General features: G+C 70.8%; 16 protein-coding genes and 1 pseudogene. 8 read left to right on the top strand and 9 right to left on the bottom strand.

The window, feature by feature from the left end; all coding sequences use genetic code 11:
* Positions 1-3: 3 nt before the first annotated feature.
* From ABQJ56_RS16750 to speA, 4 genes and pseudogenes are all read right to left on the bottom strand, one after another.
* Positions 4-567 (bottom strand): DUF3734 domain-containing protein, encoded by a 564-nt coding sequence (locus ABQJ56_RS16750; protein ID WP_367846165.1) that lies wholly within the window; start codon positions 565-567, stop codon positions 4-6.
* 107 nt (positions 568-674) lie between these two features.
* A pseudogene (locus ABQJ56_RS16755) lies at positions 675-1,181 on the bottom strand (patatin-like phospholipase family protein); the annotation flags it as partial.
* Positions 1,182-1,185: 4 nt separating this feature from the next.
* Positions 1,186-1,971: a 3-hydroxybutyrate dehydrogenase gene (locus tag ABQJ56_RS16760; protein WP_367846166.1), complete on the bottom strand. Its 786-nt coding sequence runs from the start codon at positions 1,969-1,971 to the stop codon at positions 1,186-1,188.
* 77 nt (positions 1,972-2,048) lie between these two features.
* On the bottom strand, positions 2,049-3,935 hold the full coding sequence (gene speA, locus ABQJ56_RS16765) for an arginine decarboxylase (RefSeq protein WP_367846167.1): 1,887 nt from the start codon (positions 3,933-3,935) through the stop codon (positions 2,049-2,051).
* Positions 3,936-4,311: 376 nt separating this feature from the next.
* Here speA and speE point away from each other — a divergent pair, with 376 nt between their 5' ends.
* Complete coding sequence (gene speE, locus ABQJ56_RS16770; RefSeq protein WP_367846168.1) at positions 4,312-5,166, top strand: polyamine aminopropyltransferase; 855 nt, start codon at positions 4,312-4,314, stop codon at positions 5,164-5,166.
* A 37-nt stretch (positions 5,167-5,203) separates the two neighbouring features.
* On the opposite strand, the gene ABQJ56_RS16775 is transcribed toward speE, so the two are convergent.
* Positions 5,204-5,398, bottom strand: a complete 195-nt coding sequence (locus ABQJ56_RS16775) for an antitermination protein NusB (protein ID WP_367846169.1) — start codon at positions 5,396-5,398, stop codon at positions 5,204-5,206.
* Between the two features lie 174 nt (positions 5,399-5,572).
* Here ABQJ56_RS16775 and ABQJ56_RS16780 point away from each other — a divergent pair, with 174 nt between their 5' ends.
* From ABQJ56_RS16780 to ABQJ56_RS16800, 5 genes are read left to right on the top strand one after another with little or no spacing between them, the layout of a single operon-like run.
* The gene (locus ABQJ56_RS16780) at positions 5,573-6,628 is read left to right on the top strand and encodes a hypothetical protein (RefSeq protein WP_367846170.1); all 1,056 of its coding nucleotides are present in this window, start codon (positions 5,573-5,575) and stop codon (positions 6,626-6,628) included.
* A 49-nt stretch (positions 6,629-6,677) separates the two neighbouring features.
* Positions 6,678-7,313, top strand: a complete 636-nt coding sequence (locus tag ABQJ56_RS16785) for a nucleotide-binding protein (protein ID WP_367846171.1) — start codon at positions 6,678-6,680, stop codon at positions 7,311-7,313.
* A gap of 35 nt (positions 7,314-7,348) precedes the next feature.
* Positions 7,349-7,825: a SixA phosphatase family protein gene (locus ABQJ56_RS16790; protein ID WP_367846172.1), complete on the top strand. Its 477-nt coding sequence runs from the start codon at positions 7,349-7,351 to the stop codon at positions 7,823-7,825.
* Positions 7,822-8,376, top strand: a complete 555-nt coding sequence (locus tag ABQJ56_RS16795) for a YceI family protein (RefSeq protein WP_367846173.1) — start codon at positions 7,822-7,824, stop codon at positions 8,374-8,376. The genes ABQJ56_RS16790 and ABQJ56_RS16795 overlap by 4 nt, the downstream gene beginning before the upstream one ends.
* A 32-nt stretch (positions 8,377-8,408) precedes the next feature.
* The gene (locus ABQJ56_RS16800) at positions 8,409-10,301 is read left to right on the top strand and encodes a phospholipase D-like domain-containing protein (protein WP_367846174.1); all 1,893 of its coding nucleotides are present in this window, start codon (positions 8,409-8,411) and stop codon (positions 10,299-10,301) included.
* 13 nt (positions 10,302-10,314) lie between these two features.
* On the opposite strand, the gene ABQJ56_RS16805 is transcribed toward ABQJ56_RS16800, so the two are convergent.
* Positions 10,315-10,881: an energy transducer TonB family protein gene (locus tag ABQJ56_RS16805; protein ID WP_367846175.1), complete on the bottom strand. Its 567-nt coding sequence runs from the start codon at positions 10,879-10,881 to the stop codon at positions 10,315-10,317.
* A 74-nt stretch (positions 10,882-10,955) separates the two neighbouring features.
* On the bottom strand, positions 10,956-12,239 hold the full coding sequence (locus ABQJ56_RS16810; RefSeq protein WP_367846176.1) for an acetyl-CoA C-acetyltransferase: 1,284 nt from the start codon (positions 12,237-12,239) through the stop codon (positions 10,956-10,958).
* Between the two features lie 303 nt (positions 12,240-12,542).
* On the opposite strand from ABQJ56_RS16810, the gene ABQJ56_RS16815 reads away from it, so the two are divergent.
* Together ABQJ56_RS16815 and ABQJ56_RS16820 are read left to right on the top strand one after the other, a co-directional pair.
* Positions 12,543-13,676 carry a hypothetical protein gene (locus ABQJ56_RS16815; protein WP_367846177.1) on the top strand — a complete coding sequence of 378 codons (1,134 nt, stop codon included), beginning with the start codon at positions 12,543-12,545 and terminating at the stop codon, positions 13,674-13,676.
* Between the two features lie 133 nt (positions 13,677-13,809).
* Positions 13,810-16,299, top strand: a complete 2,490-nt coding sequence (locus tag ABQJ56_RS16820) for a sensor domain-containing protein (RefSeq protein WP_367846178.1) — start codon at positions 13,810-13,812, stop codon at positions 16,297-16,299.
* A gap of 139 nt (positions 16,300-16,438) precedes the next feature.
* On the opposite strand, the gene ABQJ56_RS16825 is transcribed toward ABQJ56_RS16820, so the two are convergent.
* Together ABQJ56_RS16825 and ABQJ56_RS16830 are read right to left on the bottom strand one after the other, a co-directional pair.
* On the bottom strand, positions 16,439-16,888 hold the full coding sequence (locus tag ABQJ56_RS16825; protein WP_367846179.1) for a GNAT family N-acetyltransferase: 450 nt from the start codon (positions 16,886-16,888) through the stop codon (positions 16,439-16,441).
* 65 nt (positions 16,889-16,953) lie between these two features.
* Positions 16,954-17,748, bottom strand: a complete 795-nt coding sequence (locus ABQJ56_RS16830) for a tyrosine-type recombinase/integrase (RefSeq protein WP_367846180.1) — start codon at positions 17,746-17,748, stop codon at positions 16,954-16,956.
* Positions 17,749-18,007 lie beyond the last annotated feature (259 nt).

The following is an 18,007-nucleotide window of genomic DNA, read 5'->3' on the forward strand; positions in this document are numbered from 1 at the left end:
TCCTCACTCCCGGTGCACGTCGTGGGTCACGAACGGCCGGTCCGCCGGAGGCGCTTCGAACCACTTCGGATGCGCCAGCGTGTGGCGCATGTCGGCGAGGCCGCTGCGCCAGTGGCCGTGCATGCTGGCCGCGCTGAACTCGTAGTCCTTGTAGTGGCCCTCGTAGGGCTTGTCGCGGTAGATCAGGTGGATCAGGTTGACCAGCGCGCCGTTCGCCTCGCATTCGGCCCGGCGATAGGCCGGGTCGGCGCGACGTTCCGGCGGCACCAGCGCCAGCAGTTCCTGCAGCAGGCGCTGGCGCCGGCGACTCTCGTGCATGTATTCGGTCATCAGCCGGGTGCGGCTGGAATACTGGATCTCCTTGCTGCGCTCGGCCACGCCGGGCATGTCGTGCGGCAACTCGCCCTGCGCGCTCCACAGGTCGACCTGGAACACCAGCATGTCGCGCTGCGGCTGTTCGGTGAGCACGCGATAGAGCGGCGTGTTGGAAACCACCCCGCCGTCCCAGTAGTACTCACCGTCGATCTCCACCGCGGGAAAGCCCGGCGGCAGCGCGCCGGAGGCCATGAAGTGCTCGGGCCCGAGGCGCTGCGCGTGTTGTCGAAATAGACGAAGTTGCCGCTCCGCACGTGCACCGCGCCCACCGACACGCGCATCGCGCGCGCATCGTTGACGCGGTCGAAATCGACCAGTTCTTCCAGCGTGGCGCGCAAGGGCGTGGTGTCGTACCAGCTCGCGGTGGCGGGCGTGGCCTGCGCCTGCAGGAACGGCGGCGGCAGGCGCGGGCGGAAGAAACCGGGCTGGCCCTGGACCAGGGCGCGCCACGCCGCAAGGCCGCTGAGCCCGTTCTGCAGCACCAGCGGCCAGTGGCGGGCATCGAACGCCGCCGGCAACGCGACGGGCGGCCACGGCGAGGCCCGGCAGATCGTGTCCCAGAACGCGCGCAGGCGTTCGATGCGACGCTCCGGCGGATTGCCCGCGATGATCGCCGCGTTCAGCGCGCCGATCGAGATGCCGGCGATCCAGTCGGGACGCAGCCGCACTTCCTCCAGCGCCTCGACCACGCCGGCCTGGTAGGCGCCCAGCGCACCGCCGCCCTGCAGCACCAGCGCCACGGTGCGGTAGTCGCGCGCCACGGCCTCGGCCAGCGGCGAGCCTTGCTTGTGGCCGTTGCCCGCCATGGCCTTACTGCATGAACCAGCCGTGGCTGACCACGAAGCTCTGTCCGGTCAGCGCGGCGGAGGAGAACGTGGCGAGATACAGCGCGGTCTGCGCGATGTCGTCGACGGTGGTGAACACGCCGTCCACGGTGTCCTTCAGCATCACGTTCTTGATCACGTCGGCCTCGCTGATGCCCAGCTCCTTCGCCTGTTCGGGAATCTGCTTCTCCACCAGCGGCGTGCGCACGAAGCCGGGGCAGATCACGTGCGAGCGCACGTTGTGCGGCGCGCCTTCCTTCGCCAGCGTGCGGGCCAGGCCGAGCAGGCCGTGCTTGGCGGTGACGTAGGGCGCCTTCAGCTTCGAGGCCTCGTGGGAATGCACCGAGCCCATGTAGATCACGATGCCGCCGCGGTCGCCCCGGTACATGTGGCGCAGCGCGGCGCGGGTGGTGAGGAAGCCGCCATCGAGGTGGATCGCCAGCATCTTCTTCCAGTCGGCGAAGGCGAACTGGTCGATCGGGTTGATGATCTGCACGCCGGCGTTGGAAACCAGGATGTCCAGCGCGCCGAAGGCGGACACCACCTTGTCGGTGCCCGTGTCCACCGCAGTCTCGTCGGTGACGTCCATCGCGATGCCGATGGCCTGGCCACCCGCGGCGTTGATTTCCGCCGCCGCGGCGTCGGCCGCCTGCTGGTTGATGTCGCAGATCGCCACCTTCGCGCCCTGCTTCGCGTACAGCTCCGCGATCGCCTTGCCGATGCCGCTGGCCGCGCCCGTGATCAGGGCCACCTTGCCGTCGAGACTGCCCATGGGGGTACTCCGTGAGGGGGAGGCCCATTGTAGGCAGTGGATGTGACGGCACCATCAGGCCGTTGGTGCAAGACGGATCAGCCTTCCTCGGCAAGGTAGGTGTAGGCAGTCAGGCCGCCATCCAGCGTGCGGTACAGCTGCTCGGCCGCCTCGCCCGCGATGCCCGCGGCGGCGATGCGCTCGCGGTAGCTGACGCGCAAGGCGGCGAGGTCGTAGCCCACGTAGTCCAGCATCAGGTCGGTGGTGTCGCCGCGGCGCCGGTGCGCGAAGACATACGAATCGCCGGCTACGCGCACGTTCACCGCGTCGGTGTCGCCGAACAGGTTGTGGATGTCGCCCAGCGTCTCCTGGTAGGCGCCGACCATGAAGATGCCGAGGCGGTAGCTCTCGCCGTCCCGCAGCGCGTGCAGCGGCAGGCTCACATCCACGCCCTCGGCATCGACGTAGTCGTCGATGCGGCCGTCGGAATCGCAGGTGAGGTCGACGATCACGCCGCGCCGGGTGGGCTCCTCGTCCAGCCGCGCGATCGGCGCGATCGGGAAGATCTGGTCGATCGCCCAGATGTCGGGCACCGACTCGAACACCGAGAAGTTGACGAAGTATTTGTCGACCAGCTTCTCGTCCAGCTCGTCCAGCGCGGCGCGGTGCGAGCGCTCGCCCGGCAGCAGGCGCGCGCGCACCGCGTTGGCGATGGCGTAGTACATCTCGTCCAGCCGGGCGCGGTCGGCCAGCGCCAGCTGGCCCAGTGCGTACAGCGCCTGGCCTTCGCTGAGGTGGTGCTGGGCCTCGTGGAACAGCTCCAGCGCGGGACGCTGGTCGAGTTCGCCATGCACCTCGCGCAGGCGGCGCAGCACCGCGGGCTCGTCCTGCGCCACCGGCGGGATCGTGCCGGCCGGCACTTCCTCCACCTCGCTCACGTTGACCACCAGCACGGCGTGGTGCGCGGTCATCGCGCGGCCCGCCTCGGTGAGGATGTGCGGCGCCTGCAGGCCTTCCGCCTCCACCGCCTCGGCCAGCGACTGCACGATGGTGGCGGCGTACTGTTCGATCGAGTAGTTGATCGAGTTGTGGCTGCGCGAGCGCGAGCCTTCGTAGTCCACCCCCAGGCCGCCGCCCACGTCGACGATCTCCAGTGGCACGCCCATGCGGGTGAGTTCGACGAAATAGCGCGTGGCCTCGCGCATGCCGTTGGCGATGTCGCGCACGTTGGAGATCTGCGAGCCCATGTGGAAATGCTGCAGCTTCAGCGTGTGCTTGAGGCCGGCCTGGTCCAGCCGCTCGATCAGGGTGAGCACCTGCGCCGGCGACAGCCCGAACTTGCCCTTGTCGCCGCCGGTGTTCTGCCACTTGCCGGCGCCGATCGAAGCCAGCCGCACGCGCACGCCGAGCAGCGGCTCCACGCCCAGCGCCTTCGCCTCGGCGAACACGTGGTCCAGTTCGGACAGCTTCTCGATCACGACGTGCACGCGCAGGCCGAGCTTGCGGCCGATCAGCGCGAGGCGGATGTACTCGCGGTCCTTGTAGCCGTTGCAGATCACGATGGAGCCGGGCCGCGCCATCGCCAGCACCGCCATCAATTCCGGTTTCGAGCCGGCTTCCAGGCCGAAGCCCTCGGCGCCCGCGGCCACCAGCTCGCCGGCCACGCCGCGCTGCTGGTTCACCTTGATCGGGTAGATGGCCGTATAGCCGGCCGCATAGTTCCACTCGCCGATCGCCTTGGCGAACGCGGCCTGCAGGCGCGCAAGGCGGTCGGCGAGGATGTCCGGAAAGCGCACCAGCAGCGGCAGGCGCAGTCCTTCGGCGCGCGCGCGCTCGACGATCGCCGGCAGCGACAGCGCCGGGCCGCGCGCACCATGCGGACGTATCGCGATCCCGCCGGCCTCGTCGACATCGACGTAGCCGTCGCCCCAGTGGGCCACGGCATAGGTGTGGCGGGCATCGGCCACGGTCCAGGGCTTCGACATGGAGAGTCTCCTTGTGAAAACGGAATGCATGTCGTCGCAGCGGCGAGCCTTGACGCAGATAAGCACGATGGGCCGGAAGCCTCGCACGCCGCGGGGCCGATCGCGCTTCAGGAGCGCGAGCGGTAGAAGCCACCCGGGCTGCAAAGCTCGCCGTGCGGTGCATATTTCCGCCGCTTCTTGCCCCATAGAACCACTACGGGGCTGCGAACCGTCGAAAACCTGCCCTCGCACGGCAAGCTTTTCGCCTCGGACGTTTCTACCGCCCATGCTCCTACGGCGCGCGTCGCGCACCGGAAGCGGCATTGTAACAGCCCATCCGCTACGGCTCGGCTACAATGGGCGGCCAAACATCCCGTTCGAATCCCCAGGAACACCCATGTCGCAGCAGATCAGCTGGTTCACCGAGGCCCACCAGGCCTCCGGCTCCTCCATCGGCTTCCGTACCGAGCAACTGCTGCACGCGGAGAAGACGCCGTTCCAGACCATCGAGATCCACCAGACCACCGACTGGGGCAAGCTGATGGTGATCGACGGCTGCGTGATGCTGACCACGCGCGACAACTTCCTCTACCACGAGATGATGACCCACCCGGCGCTGTTCACCCACGCGCGCGCCAAGCGCGTGGTGATCATCGGCGGCGGCGACTGCGGCACGCTGCGCGAGGTGCTGAAGCACGAGGAAGTGGAGAAGGCCACCCAGGTGGAGATCGACGAGCGCGTGACCCGCCTCGCCGAGCAGTACTTCCCCGAGCTGTGCGAATCGAACAACGACCCGCGCGCCGAGCTGCTGTTCATCGACGGCATCAAGTACATGGCCGAGGCCGAGCCGGAGTCGATCGACCTGGTGATCGTGGACTCCACCGACCCGGTGGGCCCGGCCGAAGGCCTGTTCAACGCCGCGTTCTACGCCAGCTGCTTCAAGGCGCTGCGCCACGGCGGCCTGCTGGTGCAGCAGAGCGAGTCGCCGCTGGCGCATATCGAACTGATCAAGTCGATGCGCGCGGCGATGCGCACCGCCGGCTTCAGCGCGGTGAAGACCCTGCCGTTCCCGCAGCCGTGCTACCCCACCGGCTGGTGGAGCTGCACCATGGCGCGCAAGGGCGGCGACCTCAGCGGCTTCCGCGAGCGCGGCGCGATCAGCAAGGGCTTCCCCACCCGCTACTACAACGCCGAGATCCACAAGGCCGCGCTGGCCCAGCCGGAATTCATGCGCGAGGCGCTGGGAGAGTAGCGGCGGCTGCAGCCGCGACCGGGGCTCGCGCCTCCCTTCAGAACAGCTTGCCGCGCACCTTCGGCAGCAGCACCAGCGCCAGTGTCGCCAGCGGGCCGAACGGCAGCGAGAGCAGGAACCAGATCAGGCCGCTGCGGTTCTTGCCCTGCGCGAGGCCCGCGTTGATCAGCGCCAGCGTGCCCCAGCCGGCGAACCACGGCGCGCCGTCGGCGAAACTGGAAAAATGATTCACGGCATGTCCTCCCACCCCTGTGGTGTGGAGCGCGTCGGGCGCGCGAACGAGCGGCCATCCTAGCAACCCGCCTGCAGGCAGGCCCGCTGCGGCCGTCGCCGGCTCAGACATCGTTCAGAGCATCCTCAACGCCCGGCCGCTAAGCTGGCGCTCCCGTGATCGCTGGAGCACCCCATGCGCGGATGGCATCGCCTCGCCCTTGCCGGCACCCTGTCGCTGGTCGCCGCACCTGCGGCATTCGCCGCGCCGCCATTGCAGCAGCCGGCCACTGCCGCGACGGCCGCCGGCAGCAATCCGCGCGAGCAGGCGCTGCAATCGTTCCAGCGCGACCTGGTCAGCGTGCTGGCGCTGCGCGCCACCGCACAACCGCTGCTGGGCGCGGCGTTGCTGGCCCGACCGCTGCCGAAGCAGCCGAAGACCAACAGCTTCCATGCACTGATCAGCCGTGCCGCCGCCACCGGTGATGCCGGTCCCGCCGTGCAGTGGGCGCGCCTCGCCGACTGCGACGCGAGGGCCGACGCCTGCCCGAACGCCACCGCGCTGCGCAAGCTGCTGGAGCAGGCGCCGGACAACGCCGCGCCGTGGCTGCTCAAGCTGGGCCTCGACACCCGCGACATGAAGTCCGACGCGGCACGCGACGACCTGGCCAGGGCCGCCGCCGCCAAGTCCTATGACGACTACGCCGGCAGCAGCCTCAGCGCGCTGGCCGGCGTGGTGGACGCCCTGCCCCCGCCGCCGGCCACGCAGGGGGCGAGCGGCGCGGTCGGCGTGCAGGCGCTGATCGTGCTGGGCAACGCCCGGCTGCAGCCGCGCCCCGCACTGCCGGTGGCGGCCAAGCTGTGCGAGGACGCCGGCGAGGATGCCGCGATCAAGGCCGACTGCCTCAAGCTGGGCGAGCTGCTCGAATGGGGTTCCAGCCCGCTGGCGCGCTCGCTGGGCCTGCGCCTGCGCGAGGTGCTCGGCGACGCGGCCGCGCAGGCGGATGCGCGCCAGCAGCGTCGCGACCTGACCTGGCAGGTGCAGAACTATTCGCAGCTGGCGCTGCGCGCGCAGGATGATCCGGCGACGGCGCGGCAACTGCTGGCAGCCGCGAAGCAGGGCGGCACCGAGATGAGCCAGCTCACCGCCGTACTGCGCGCCAGCGGCGTCTCCACCACCGCACCGGCCAGCTGGCAGCCCGCGACGCCGGACCCCGCGCAGGCCGCCCCGGCGCCGGCGCACTCCCCATGACCGGCCACACCGGTTAGGCTTGGGCCACCTTCGCGGACCGGGGCGACCCATGCTTACGACGCTGGTGGCAAGCAGCAAGGGCGGATGCGGCAAGAGCACGCTGGTGACGCAGCTGGCGTCGCACTGGGCCCAGGCCGGGCAGCACACCGCCATCGTGGACGCCGACCACCAGGGCTCCAGCTTCCGCTGGGCCACGCGCCGCCCCGACCACGTGCCCGGCGTGCTGGGGCTGGAGGGCGGCCGCAAGGCCCTGCAGCGCGTGCCGCCGGACACGCAGCAGCTCCTGATCGACACCGCCGCCGGCTCCGGCGAGCGCGAACTCGAACCCTACGTCGAGCTGGCCGACGTGCTGCTGGTGCCGGTGCTGCCGTCCAGCTTCGACCTCGACGCCACCACGCACTTCCTCGGCGAACTGCAGTCGATCAAGCGCATCAAGAACGGCAAGCTGCCGGTGGCGCTGGTGGCGAACCGGCTCAAGCCCTGGACCCGTGCCAGCCAGGACGCGGTGGCGCAGCTGGCCGCGGAGTCGCCGTTCCCGGTCGTCGCCCAGCTGCGCGACAGCCAGGCCTACGTGCTGCTGGCCGCGCTGGGCAAGGGCATCTTCGACTACCAGTCCGAGCAGGTGCGCAGCCACCAGCAGGACTGGAAGCCGCTGCTGCGCTGGATCAAGCGCCACGCCGCCTGAGCGCGCCACGCCACCACCTTTCCACGGAGCTTTCCATGCACGAACTGATCCTGCTGCGCCACGCCGAAGCCCTGCCCGCCGACGGCAGCGGCGACGACCGCCAGCGCCCGCTGAGCGAGCACGGCCGGCGCGAGGCGCAAGACGCCGGTGCATGGCTGGCCCGCCACGGGGCGCGGCCGCTGCGCGCGCTGTGCTCGCCGGCGCGGCGCGCCGAGGAAACCGCGCAGCTGGCGCTGGCCGCGCTGGCCGATCCGCCGCCGCTGCAGCAGGCCGGCGAGATCTACGACGCCACGCCCGGCGAGCTGCTCGCCCTGCTCGACCAGCACGCCGATGCCGGCACCGTGCTGCTGGTGGGCCACAACCCCGGCATCGAGCGGCTGGTGGCACTGCTGGTGGAAGGCCGCTCGGACGAGTTCCGCGGCATGCCGCCGGCCGGCCTGGCCGTGCTGCACCTCAGCAGTGGCCCGCTGGAACCGGCCAGCGCGCGACTGGATGCGTTCTGGTCGCCGTGAGGCGACACGCACGTGCCGCCCTGCTCGCGCTCGTGCTGCTGCCGCCGACCGCGCATGGCGCCGACTACCGCATCGACAACGCTCATTCGCAGGCCACCTTCAGCGTGCGCCTGCTGTGGCGCGAGATCCACGGCCGCTTCAGCCGCATCGACGGCACGCTGCACGACAGCCTGCCCGCGGGCAGCATGGTGGTCGACGCGCGCATCGACGTGGCCAGCCTGGGCGCCGACACGCCGGCCTCGCGCCGCCGGATGCTGGCGCCCGAGTTCTTCGACGCCGCGCGCCATCCGCTCATCCACTTCGTCTCCGACCCGTTCCCGCTGGCCACGCTCGAACACGGTGGCGCGTTGCCGGGACGGCTCAGCCTGCGCGGCGTCACCGCGCCGGTGCGCTTCGCGCTGCAGCCGCTGCGCTGCGCGCCGACCGCATGCCGCGTCGCGCTCGTCGGCCAGCTGCAGCGCAGCGCATTCGGCATGACCAGCCATCGCGCCACCGTCGCCGATGACGTCGAACTGCGTCTGGACATCGCATTGCAGTCCGCATCGGATTGATGCAGCCCTTGCAGCCCTTATCATCCGTCGCCATGCACCTGCGCCGGTACATCCTCCTTCTCCTGGTCTCGTGCGTGGCCCTGCTGCCGGGCTGCGCGCTCACGCGCGCCCAGATCCGCGAGGCCGGAGCCATCGTCGCCGCCAGCCCCGGCCGCGGGGACACCTGCCACCAGGCCGACCGTTGCGCCAAGCCCTCGCCCCTGCTGGAGGCCGCGCAAGAGGCGATCGCGGCCTCCACGCCCGGACACCCGGTCAACGCCGTCACCCTGCTCGACGACAGCGAGGCCGCGCTGGTGGCGCGCCTCAGCCTGATCCGCGCCGCGCAGCACAGCATCGACGTGCAGACCTACATCTGGGACGAGGACGACATCGGCCAGCTGATGCTCGACGAGCTGGTGCAGGCGGCGCGGCGCGGGGTGAAGGTGCGCATCCTCGCCGACCAGCTGTTTTCCTTCGGCGACCTCGCACTGCTCGACCGCCTCGCGCGGGTCAGCCGCAACCTCGAGGTGAAGCTGTACAACCCCACCTTCCACGACGCGCAGACGCCGCCGCTGGAATTCGCCGCCGGCGTCGTGTGCTGCTTCATGAAGTTCAACCAGCGCATGCACAACAAGCTGCTGCTGGTGGACGACGCCATCGGCATCACCGGCGGGCGCAACTACCAGAACCGCTATTTCAACTGGGATCCCGACTTCGACTACCTCGACCGCGACGTGATGGCCGGCGGCCCGGTGGGCCGCGAGATGGCCGACAGCTTCGCGCTGTTCTGGAACCACAAGCGCTCGGTGCCGCTGATCCGCCTGCGCGACGTCAACCGGCGCATCCGCAGCGACGGCGCGCCGCCCGGCTGGCCCGCGCCGCACTACACCGATCCGGCGCGGGTGGCGCGCGCCCAGGCCGAGGCGGAGGATCCCGACTGGCTCGCCGCCTGGATAGCCGACGACACCCTGCAGGTGAGCCGGGTGAACTATTTCAGCGACCTGCCGGCCAAGACCGACAAGCCGCACAAGCGCGACGCCCGCGAACTCACCGCGCAGCTGATGCGCATGGTCGCCGACGCGAAGCACGAGGTGGTGCTGCAGACGCCCTACCTGGTGCTCAGCAAGCGCGCGGAGGACATCTTCAAGCACCTGCGCAAGCAGACCCCGCCACCCGGCATCATCGTCTCCACCAACTCGCTGGCCGCCACGGACGCGTTCGCGGTCTACGCACTCTCCTACAAGCATCGCCGCCGCTACCTCACCGAATACGGCTTCCAGATCCACGAGCTGAAGCCGCACGCCGACAGCGCCGAAGAGGCATTCGAAGAAGCCAACGAAACCGAGGACGACGGCCCCGCCGGCACGCCCATCGCCACGCCAGGCAAAGCGCACCGGCGGTTCCCCGGCAACGAACGCCGCCCCGGCGTGTTCGGCAGCCAGGGCAAGCGCAACCGCCCCGCGCCCCTGCGCAGCAACGGCCGCCGCTACAGCCTGCACGCCAAGTCGATGGTGGTGGACGACAGTTTCGCGATGGTCGGCTCGCACAACTTCGACCCGCGCTCGGACCACTACAACACCGAGGCGGCCGTGATCGTCCAGGACCCCCGTTTCGCCAGCGAGCTGCGCGACTCCATCCTCGAGGACACCCTGCCGCAGAACGCGTGGACCATCGGCAGGCGCGAACCCGGCATCCCCGTCCTCGGCGACATCAGCCTCGCCATCGGCAACCTCTCGTCGCACCTGCCGCTGTTCGACCTGTGGCCGTTCCGCTACGCCACCAGCTACGAGATCAAGCCCGGCTGCGCGCCACTCGCCCCCGACAACCCGAAATTCCGGCAGTGCTACACGCCGGTGGGCGACTTCCCCGATGTGGCGATCTCGCCGAAGCTGATCTACACGCGGCTGATCACCGCGTTCGGGGCAGGGGTGAAGGGCGTCCTGTGAGGTGCCGCTGCCGTCAGGGCGCCTGCGCCACCTGACGGTCGCCGCTGGTGAAACGCATCGGCAGCTCGCCGCTGAAGCCGCCGGGATGGTCGGGCGGCACGGCGAAGCGCCAGCCGCGCACGCTGGCCAGCGCATGGGCGTCGAGCACGGGATCGCCGCTGGATTCGGCCAGCGCCGCGTCGCTGACGCGGCCGTTGCCGTCGATGCTGACGTGCAGCAGCACGCGGCCACGCAAATGGCCCGCCATCCGCGACCACGACATCGGCGCATCCGGCATCGACAGCGGCACCAGCTCGGGCGGCGGCGCGGCTTCCCCGGCCTGCGCGATGGTCACGACGGGTGGCAGCACCCGGCGATGCACCACGGCCACGGCGAGCGGCCGGCGCGCCGTGCGATGCGGCGTCGCCCGGACCGGCGCGCGTGCAGGCGCCGCGGCGCGCCGTGCGGCCGCCACGAAGCCCGCCACGCGCTCGCCGGGGCCGGCCCAGCCGGTGTTGAGGCCGCTGAGCCATTGCGTGCCGGCGACGCCGGCGGCCAGCACGAGCAGGCTCAGGGTGGTGGTGGTGCGCAGGCGGAACATGCCGGCCTTTATGCACCCGCGCGGGCGAATCGCGGCTGAAGCCCCAACCCTCCCCTGCACGCGGGGGGCAGGAGCTAGCGCTCCAGGATCGCGGTGACGCCCATGCCGCCGGCGGTGCAGATCGAGATCAGGCCGCGGCCCGAACCCTTCTGTTCCAGCAGCTTCGCCAGCGTGGCGATGATGCGCGCGCCGGTGGCGGCGAAGGGATGGCCCACGGCGAGGCTGGAGCCGTGCACGTTGAGTTTCGCCGGATCGATCGCGCCCAGCGGCGCGTCCAGGCCCAGCCGGTTCCTGCAGTAGTCCGCCGACTCCCACGCGCGCAGCGTGCACAGCACCTGGGCGGCGAACGCCTCGTGGATCTCGTAGTAGTCGAAGTCCTGCAGGGTGAGGCCGTGGCGCCTGAGCAGGCGCGGCACCGCCACAGTGGGCGCCATCAGCAGGCCCTCGCCGTGCACGAAGTCCACCGCGGCCACCTCGGCGTCGCGGAACCAGGCCTGTACCTTGAGGCCGCGCTGCGCCGCCCAGTCCTCGCCGGCCAGCAGCACCGCGGCCGCGCCGTCGGAGAGGCCGGTGGAATTGCCCGCGGTGAGCGTGCCCTGGCCCGAGGTCTTGTCGAACGCGGGCTTCAGCGCGGCGAGTTTCTCCAGCGTGGTGTCGGGGCGCAGGAAGCCGTCGCGCTGGACGCCGCGGAACGGCACGACCAGGTCCTCGAAGAAACCGGCTGCATAGGCGGCGGCGAGCTTGCGGTGGCTTTCCAGCGCCAGCTCGTCCTGTGCCGCGCGCCCGATGTGCCACTGCTTCGCCATCTGCTCGCAGTGGTCACCCATCGACTTGCCGGTGCGCGGCTCGGCGACGCCGGGGAAGGAGGGCTTGAGCTCCTTCGGCGAGAAACGGTGCAGCGCGATCTTCAGCTTGTCCTGCAGGGTCTTCGCGCGGTTGATCGCCAGCAGGCGCTTGCGCAGGCGGGTGCCGTACACGATCGGCACGTCGCTGGTGGTGTCCGAGCCGGCGGCGATGCCGGCCTCGATCTGGCCGCAGGCGATCTTGTTCGCCACGATGATCGCGTTGTCCAGCGAGGTGCCGCAGGCGCGCGCGGTGGTGATGCCCGGCGTGGTGGCGGCGAGGCCGGAGGAGAGCAGCGCCTCGCGCGCGAGGTTCCAGTCCGAGGCGTGCTTGATCACCGCGCCCAGCGCCACCTCGCCCAGTTCCACCCCGTGCAGGCCGTAGCGCTCGACCAGTGCGCCGAGCACCTTCACCGACATGCCGAAATTGCCCACGTCGGCGTAGGCGGTGTTGTTGCGACAGAACGGAATCCGCACACCGCCGATCACGCCCACGCGCCGTTGCATCTGTTCCATGTCCGAGACGATCCAAAGTGGAGGAAACCTGGAAGCACCGTCGTCCGGACGGTGCTTCGAGTCAGCGCATCCGGCACGCGTCCGGATGCGCTTCCGTCGGGCAAGCACCTGCGTGCCTGCCCGCGTGCAGCGCATCCCTGTGCCGCGGGCACTTGCCTGCAAGGCTAACCCGCCCCGCCACGGCGCGAAAGCGCGACAGGCCGCGCAAGTGGAGCTTCGTTCACCGAAACCGGCCCGCGGCTGCGGGGGCGGCACGGACCCGCTTGCTAGAATGGCGGCTTTCCCCTCACGGATTTCCCCGCCGTGGAAGCCCCTGCCCTGATTGCCCTGCCCATCGTGCTCGCGCTGGAACCGGTGGCCGGCACCGCGCCGCGCGCCAGCCTGAGCCGCGACGAGGCGGACGCGCTGGCCGGCCTGGTCGCCGCCGACCTGCACGCGCTGCTGCCGCAGGTGGCGCAGGCGCGGCTGGTGCTGGCGGGCGCGCTGTTCGACCCGGTCGAGCTGCTGCGCCCCGGCTTCCCGGTGTGGGCCACGCTGGACGAGCTGGGCCGCCGCGTGCCGCGCGCCGGCGTGGAGCAGGTGGTGGCGTTCGGCAGCCACGAGGGCCGCATGCCGGCGCAGCCGCTGGAACCCGCGCCGCAGTTCGCCGACGGTCCGCTGCGCCTGCTGCCGCTGTCGCTGCTGGCGCCGGAGGCGCTGGCCGCGGAGCTGGCCGAGCAGGTCGAGGTGCAGCTGGTCGGCCGCGGCGAGGCCGGCGCGCGCACCGCCGACTGGCTGATGCGCACGCTGGGCGTGCAGCTGGAACACGCGCGCTACCTCAGCCGCAACGACCTGATGGCGCTCACCTGCGTGCAGTACGAGCACGTCAACCTCGCGCCGCTGTGGAGCCTGCTGGAGGCGGCCTTGCTCACGCCGTACCGCGAGGAATCCGTGCTCAGCATGCGCGGCCTCGCGCTGCGCTACGAAGGCGGCCGGGTGCTGGCGCAATCGCCCGCCGCGTGGCTGGCCGCGCAGGAGGGCGACATGGCGGAACGCGCCCACGGCTTCGCCGGCATCGTGTTCGAGCTGCGCCAGTACGCCGCGCTGCTGGACGCGCATGCCCTGCCGCTGCGCCTGCAATCGGCGCCGGAGGCGGACGGCGAGGCCGGCTGGCTGCTGGAGCCGCTGGCGGCAGCCGATCCGCGCCACGACGCACCGCAGCTCCATGCCCACGAGGCGCCCGGCCTCGGCGTGGTGGCGGTCACCGTGGCGCAGCGCGGCGACGGCGGCCGGCCACACCTGCTCGCCCACGGCTATCCGCTGCAGCCACGGGCGCTGGGGCCGCTGCTGGCGGCGCTGGCCGCCCGCTACGGCAGCACCGCCGAACTGCTGGCGCCGGGCCGCATCGTGCTGGACGAAGACGGCCGGCTGGCCGCGCCGGCGACGCCCCTGCACTGAGCCCTGTCGCCGGCGGTGCGCGGCGCAACCCGCCTGCACGCATCGTTCACGAATCGGCTGATGCAAACCGGCGGTGCGCGGGCGCATGATGCGCCGGTACGGGGTCGGCGACCGGGTCTTTGCAGGCAGCGAAGTGTCCACGGCAATGCAGTCCAGCAACAGTGACGGGCCGGTTTCCGCGATTCCGCCGGAGCTGGCCCTGGCCGGCCACGTGCTGCAGCACGCACCGGCGCTGATCGCCTTCGTCGACACCGACCTGCGCTTCCGCTTCGTCAACGAGACCCATCGCCGCTGGTTCGGCGTCGATCCCGCGCAGCTGATCGGCCGGCGCGTCAACGAGACGCTGGACGCGCAGAGCTACCTGGGCGCCCGCGCCGCGCTGCTGCAGGCGCTGGGCGGCCAGCCGACACACTACGAGGGCGAGCTCGCCAGCGGCCGGCTGCGCCGCTACGTGCACGGGCATTTCCAGCCGGACCGCGACGCCGCGGGACGCGTGCGCGGCGTCATCACCGTGTTCACCGACATCACCGAGCGGCATGCGCTGGAACTGCAGCTGCGCGAGAGCGAGCAGCGCTTCTTCCAGGCGTTCCAGCATGCCGCGATCGGCATGGCGCTGATCGTCCCCGGCGGCCAGTTCATGCGCGTCAACGCCGCGCTGTGCACGATGCTCGGCTACACCGAGCAGGAACTGCTCGCGCGCAACTGGCGCGACCTCACCCATCCGGACGACCTCGCCACCAGCGAGGCGCTGGCGCGCCAGCTGCTCGACGGCAATCGCGTGGCCTACCACACCGAGAAGCGCTACCTGCACCGCGACGGCCACGCCGTGCACGTGCAACTCAGCGTGTCGCAGGTGCGCGACGACGCCGGCCAGATGCGCTACGTGGTCACCCAGGTGCAGGACATCAGCCAGCGCCGCCAGTTCGAGGACACGCTGTTCCGCGAGCGCCGGCTGGCCGAGGCCACGCTGAACTCGATCGGCGACGCGGTGCTGACCACCGACACCGGCCTGCACGTGACCTCGCTCAACCCGATCGCCGAGGCGATGACCGGCTGGAGCGCCAGCGAGGCCAGGGGCCGGCGCATGGACGAGGTGTTCCGGCTGCGCGACGCGGACGGCGGCGCGGAGGTGCCGAACCCGCTGCGCGAGGCGATCCGCCGCAACGCGATCGTCAACCTGTCCGGCAAGGTGGTGCTGGCCCACCGCAACGGCTTCGAGACCCCGATCGAGGATTCCGCCGCACCGATCCACGACCACGCCGGCAACGTGATCGGCGGCGTGCTGGTGTGCCACGACGTCAGCGAGAACCGCGCGCTGGCGCTGAAGATGATCCACCTCACCCAGCACGACGCGCTCACCGGCCTGCCCAACCGCAACCTGCTGCCGGAACACCTCGAACAGGCGGTACAGCGGGCGGTGCTGCACGACTGGCGCTGCGCGCTGCTGTACCTGGACATGGACCATTTCCGCAGCATCAACGAGACGCTCGGCTACGAGGGCGGCGACCAGGTGATGCAGGCGGTGGCGCAGGGCCTGCGCGAGACGCTGCGCGAGGACGAGACGCTGTACCGCTGCAACGGCGACGAGTTCGCGCTGCTGCTGCCGCGCGTGGACGATGCCAGCGAGGCCACCGTGCTGGCCGAACGGCTGCTGCGCCAGTGCGCGCGCGTCGCGCCGCCGGGCGCGCCGTCGCCGCAGGTGGGCATGAGCATCGGCATCAGCGTGTTTCCCGACGATGCCGACGGCGCCGACGCGCTGCTGCGCCACGCGGGCACGGCGACGTACGAGATGAAGCTGGCCGGCCGCGGCGGCTGGCGCCGCTACACCGCCGCGATGAGCGAACGCGCCGCCACGCTGCGCAACATCGAGGGCGCGCTGCGCGACGCGCTGGCGCACGAGACGCTGGCGCTGCACTACCAGCCGATGGTGGACGCGCACAGCGGCCGCATCGTCGGTGCCGAGGCGCTGCTGCGCTGGCAGGTCAACGGCCACGACGTGTTCGTGCCGGACCAGTTCATCCCGGTCGCCGAGGACAGCGGCCTGATCGCCGAGCTGGGCGAGTGGGTGCTGCACCAGGCCTGCATGCAGTCCCGGCAGTGGCGGCAGCACCGGCACCCGATCCCCATCTCGGTGAACGTGTCGCCGCTGCAGTTCCGGCACGAGCGCTTCCAGCCGCAGCTCGAATCGCTGCTGGACAGCTACGGCATCGGCTCCGGCGAACTCGAACTGGAACTGACCGAGCGCACGATGATGGCCGGCGGCGACGCCACCACCCGGCTGCTGCAGCGCATCCGCCAGCGCGGCGTGCGGCTGTCGCTGGACGACTTCGGCACCGGCTACTGCAGCCTGTCCTACCTCAAGCACTTCCCGGTCGACGCGCTGAAGATCGACCGCAGCTTCGTGCACGACGTGATCGCCGATCCCGACACCGCCGCGATCACCCGCGCGATCATCGCGATGGCCCGCAGCCTCGGCAAGACGGTGATCGCCGAGGGGGTGGAAACCGCCGCGCAGGCCGACTTCCTGCGCGAGGCCGGCTGCACCCTGCTGCAGGGCTTCCACTACGGCGCGCCGATGCCGGCGGCCGAACTCGACCGCTGGCTGGCCGCGACGGCGGCCTGAAAGCCGTGGCCCGCGAAAGCCTTCCCGCCCGCCTGCCGAGGCGCAAGGCGCGCGCGAATGCGGTCGCCACCCGCGGGCAGGCCTCACGCACCCGGTACATTCCCGCGGAGGGATTCGCCTCGCCGCGAGGCACGCGCCCTCAAAGGGCCTGTTCGTACATCGCGTAATGGCTGGGTTGCATGCCCAGCCCGGCATAGGTCTGCTGCGCGCGCCGGTTCGCCGCCTCCACGTACAGGCGCAGGCTCGCCGCACCCGCCGCGCGGGCGCGGCGCTCGACCTCGGCATAGAGCGCGCGGAACACGCCATCGCGCCGCGCCTCCGGCACCACGTACACGCTCTGGATCCACCAGTAGTCGCCGTTGCGCCAGTCGCTCCACTCGCGCGTCACCAGCAGGCCGCCCAGCGCCGCGCCGGCGCGCTCGGCCACGAGATAGAAGCCGCGCTGCGGCTGCTCGAACACGCCGCGCACGCCGCGCTCCAGCACGGCCGGATCGAGCTCCAGGCCCTCGGTCTCGCGTGCCATCGCCAGGTTCCAGGCGCACAGCGCGGGGACGTCGGCCACGGTGGCGGGGCGGATCGACAGCGTCATCTTGGCGTTTCCGGCGGGAGCAAGGCGGCTATCGTAGCGCGCGCCGCGGGCGATCCCGCGGCCGTTCAACGGTCCAGCGGGCTCGACACGCCGTGGCCGCCGCGATTGAGCACGTGGGTATAGATCTGCGTGGTCTTGACGTCCGCGTGGCCCAGCAATTCCTGCACGGTGCGGATGTCGTGCCCGGCCTCCAGCAAGTGCGTGGCGAACGAATGCCGCAGGGTGTGGCAGGTCGCCGGCCTGGCGATGCCGGCACGCCGCACCGCCGCCTTCACCGCGCGCTGCAGCACGGTCTCGTCCAGGTGATGCCGACGCTCCACGCCGCCGCGCGGGTCGACGCTGCGCAGGCTGGCGGGAAACACGTATTGCCAAGCCCACTCCCGCGCCGCATTCGGATACTTGCGGTCCAGCGCGTGCGGCAACCACACCGCGCCGAAACCGGCATCGAGGTCGCGCTCGTGCAGGCGCCGCGCCTCGGCCACCCGATGCCAGGACAATCGCACCTGTTGCTCGAGCGACTTGACCGGCACGAAGCGCATGTTGCCCTGGCGTACCGCCGTGGCGATCGCCTCGGCATCGGCACGGTCGTTCTTGATCTTGCGCCTCTTGCGAAACGGCGTGACGAACTGCGCGGCGATGATCCGCGGCTGCAGCCCGTACGCCAGGCAGCGCCGCGCCCAGTGGTGCGCCCCGCTGCACGCCTCCATCGCCACCACCGTTCCCGCCGGACGCTGCGCCAGCCACGCGACAAACGCCTCACGCTTGAACTCCCGTCGTTCCAGCACGTGCCCGGTACCATTCATCGCGCACACCGAAAACACGCTCTTCGCCAAGTCCACACCCAGGGTTATAGTGCTCATGGAGACTTCCTCTTCTGCTGACGGTTGTGTCACAACACCATCATGGCCTTCGAGGCCGTAAGGGGAGGAAGTCTCTTTTTACTCGTTCAGCCGGACGCAAACCCGCTGCGCGGGTTCGCGCCGGTTAACTCAAGCGTTAGGGATGCTCTGATCTATTCAACATGAAACGGACGTCCATACGTTCGCTCTTGAATCCACGTTCGGACGGAAAAATAGTTGGATCACTCGTAAAACGAGGCCGTTGAGCGGTGAGTGCGCG

Origin of the sequence: Rhodanobacter geophilus (assembly GCF_040812275.1) — a bacterium.
Lineage (GTDB): Bacteria > Pseudomonadota > Gammaproteobacteria > Xanthomonadales > Rhodanobacteraceae > Rhodanobacter_A > Rhodanobacter_A geophilus.

Coding starts and splice junctions, on each gene's coding strand:
- ABQJ56_RS16790 (WP_367846172.1), top strand. CDS start 7,349: ATGCACGAACTGATCCTGCTGCGCCACGCCGAAGCCCTGCCCGCCGAC.
- ABQJ56_RS16780 (WP_367846170.1), top strand. CDS start 5,573: ATGCGCGGATGGCATCGCCTCGCCCTTGCCGGCACCCTGTCGCTGGTC.
- ABQJ56_RS16805 (WP_367846175.1), bottom strand. CDS start 10,881: ATGTTCCGCCTGCGCACCACCACCACCCTGAGCCTGCTCGTGCTGGCC.
- ABQJ56_RS16800 (WP_367846174.1), top strand. CDS start 8,409: ATGCACCTGCGCCGGTACATCCTCCTTCTCCTGGTCTCGTGCGTGGCC.
- ABQJ56_RS16810 (WP_367846176.1), bottom strand. CDS start 12,239: ATGGAACAGATGCAACGGCGCGTGGGCGTGATCGGCGGTGTGCGGATT.
- ABQJ56_RS16760 (WP_367846166.1), bottom strand. CDS start 1,971: ATGGGCAGTCTCGACGGCAAGGTGGCCCTGATCACGGGCGCGGCCAGC.
- ABQJ56_RS16825 (WP_367846179.1), bottom strand. CDS start 16,888: ATGACGCTGTCGATCCGCCCCGCCACCGTGGCCGACGTCCCCGCGCTG.
- speA (WP_367846167.1), bottom strand. CDS start 3,935: ATGTCGAAGCCCTGGACCGTGGCCGATGCCCGCCACACCTATGCCGTG.
- speE (WP_367846168.1), top strand. CDS start 4,312: ATGTCGCAGCAGATCAGCTGGTTCACCGAGGCCCACCAGGCCTCCGGC.
- ABQJ56_RS16830 (WP_367846180.1), bottom strand. CDS start 17,748: ATGAGCACTATAACCCTGGGTGTGGACTTGGCGAAGAGCGTGTTTTCG.
- ABQJ56_RS16750 (WP_367846165.1), bottom strand. CDS start 567: ATGGCCTCCGGCGCGCTGCCGCCGGGCTTTCCCGCGGTGGAGATCGAC.
- ABQJ56_RS16785 (WP_367846171.1), top strand. CDS start 6,678: ATGCTTACGACGCTGGTGGCAAGCAGCAAGGGCGGATGCGGCAAGAGC.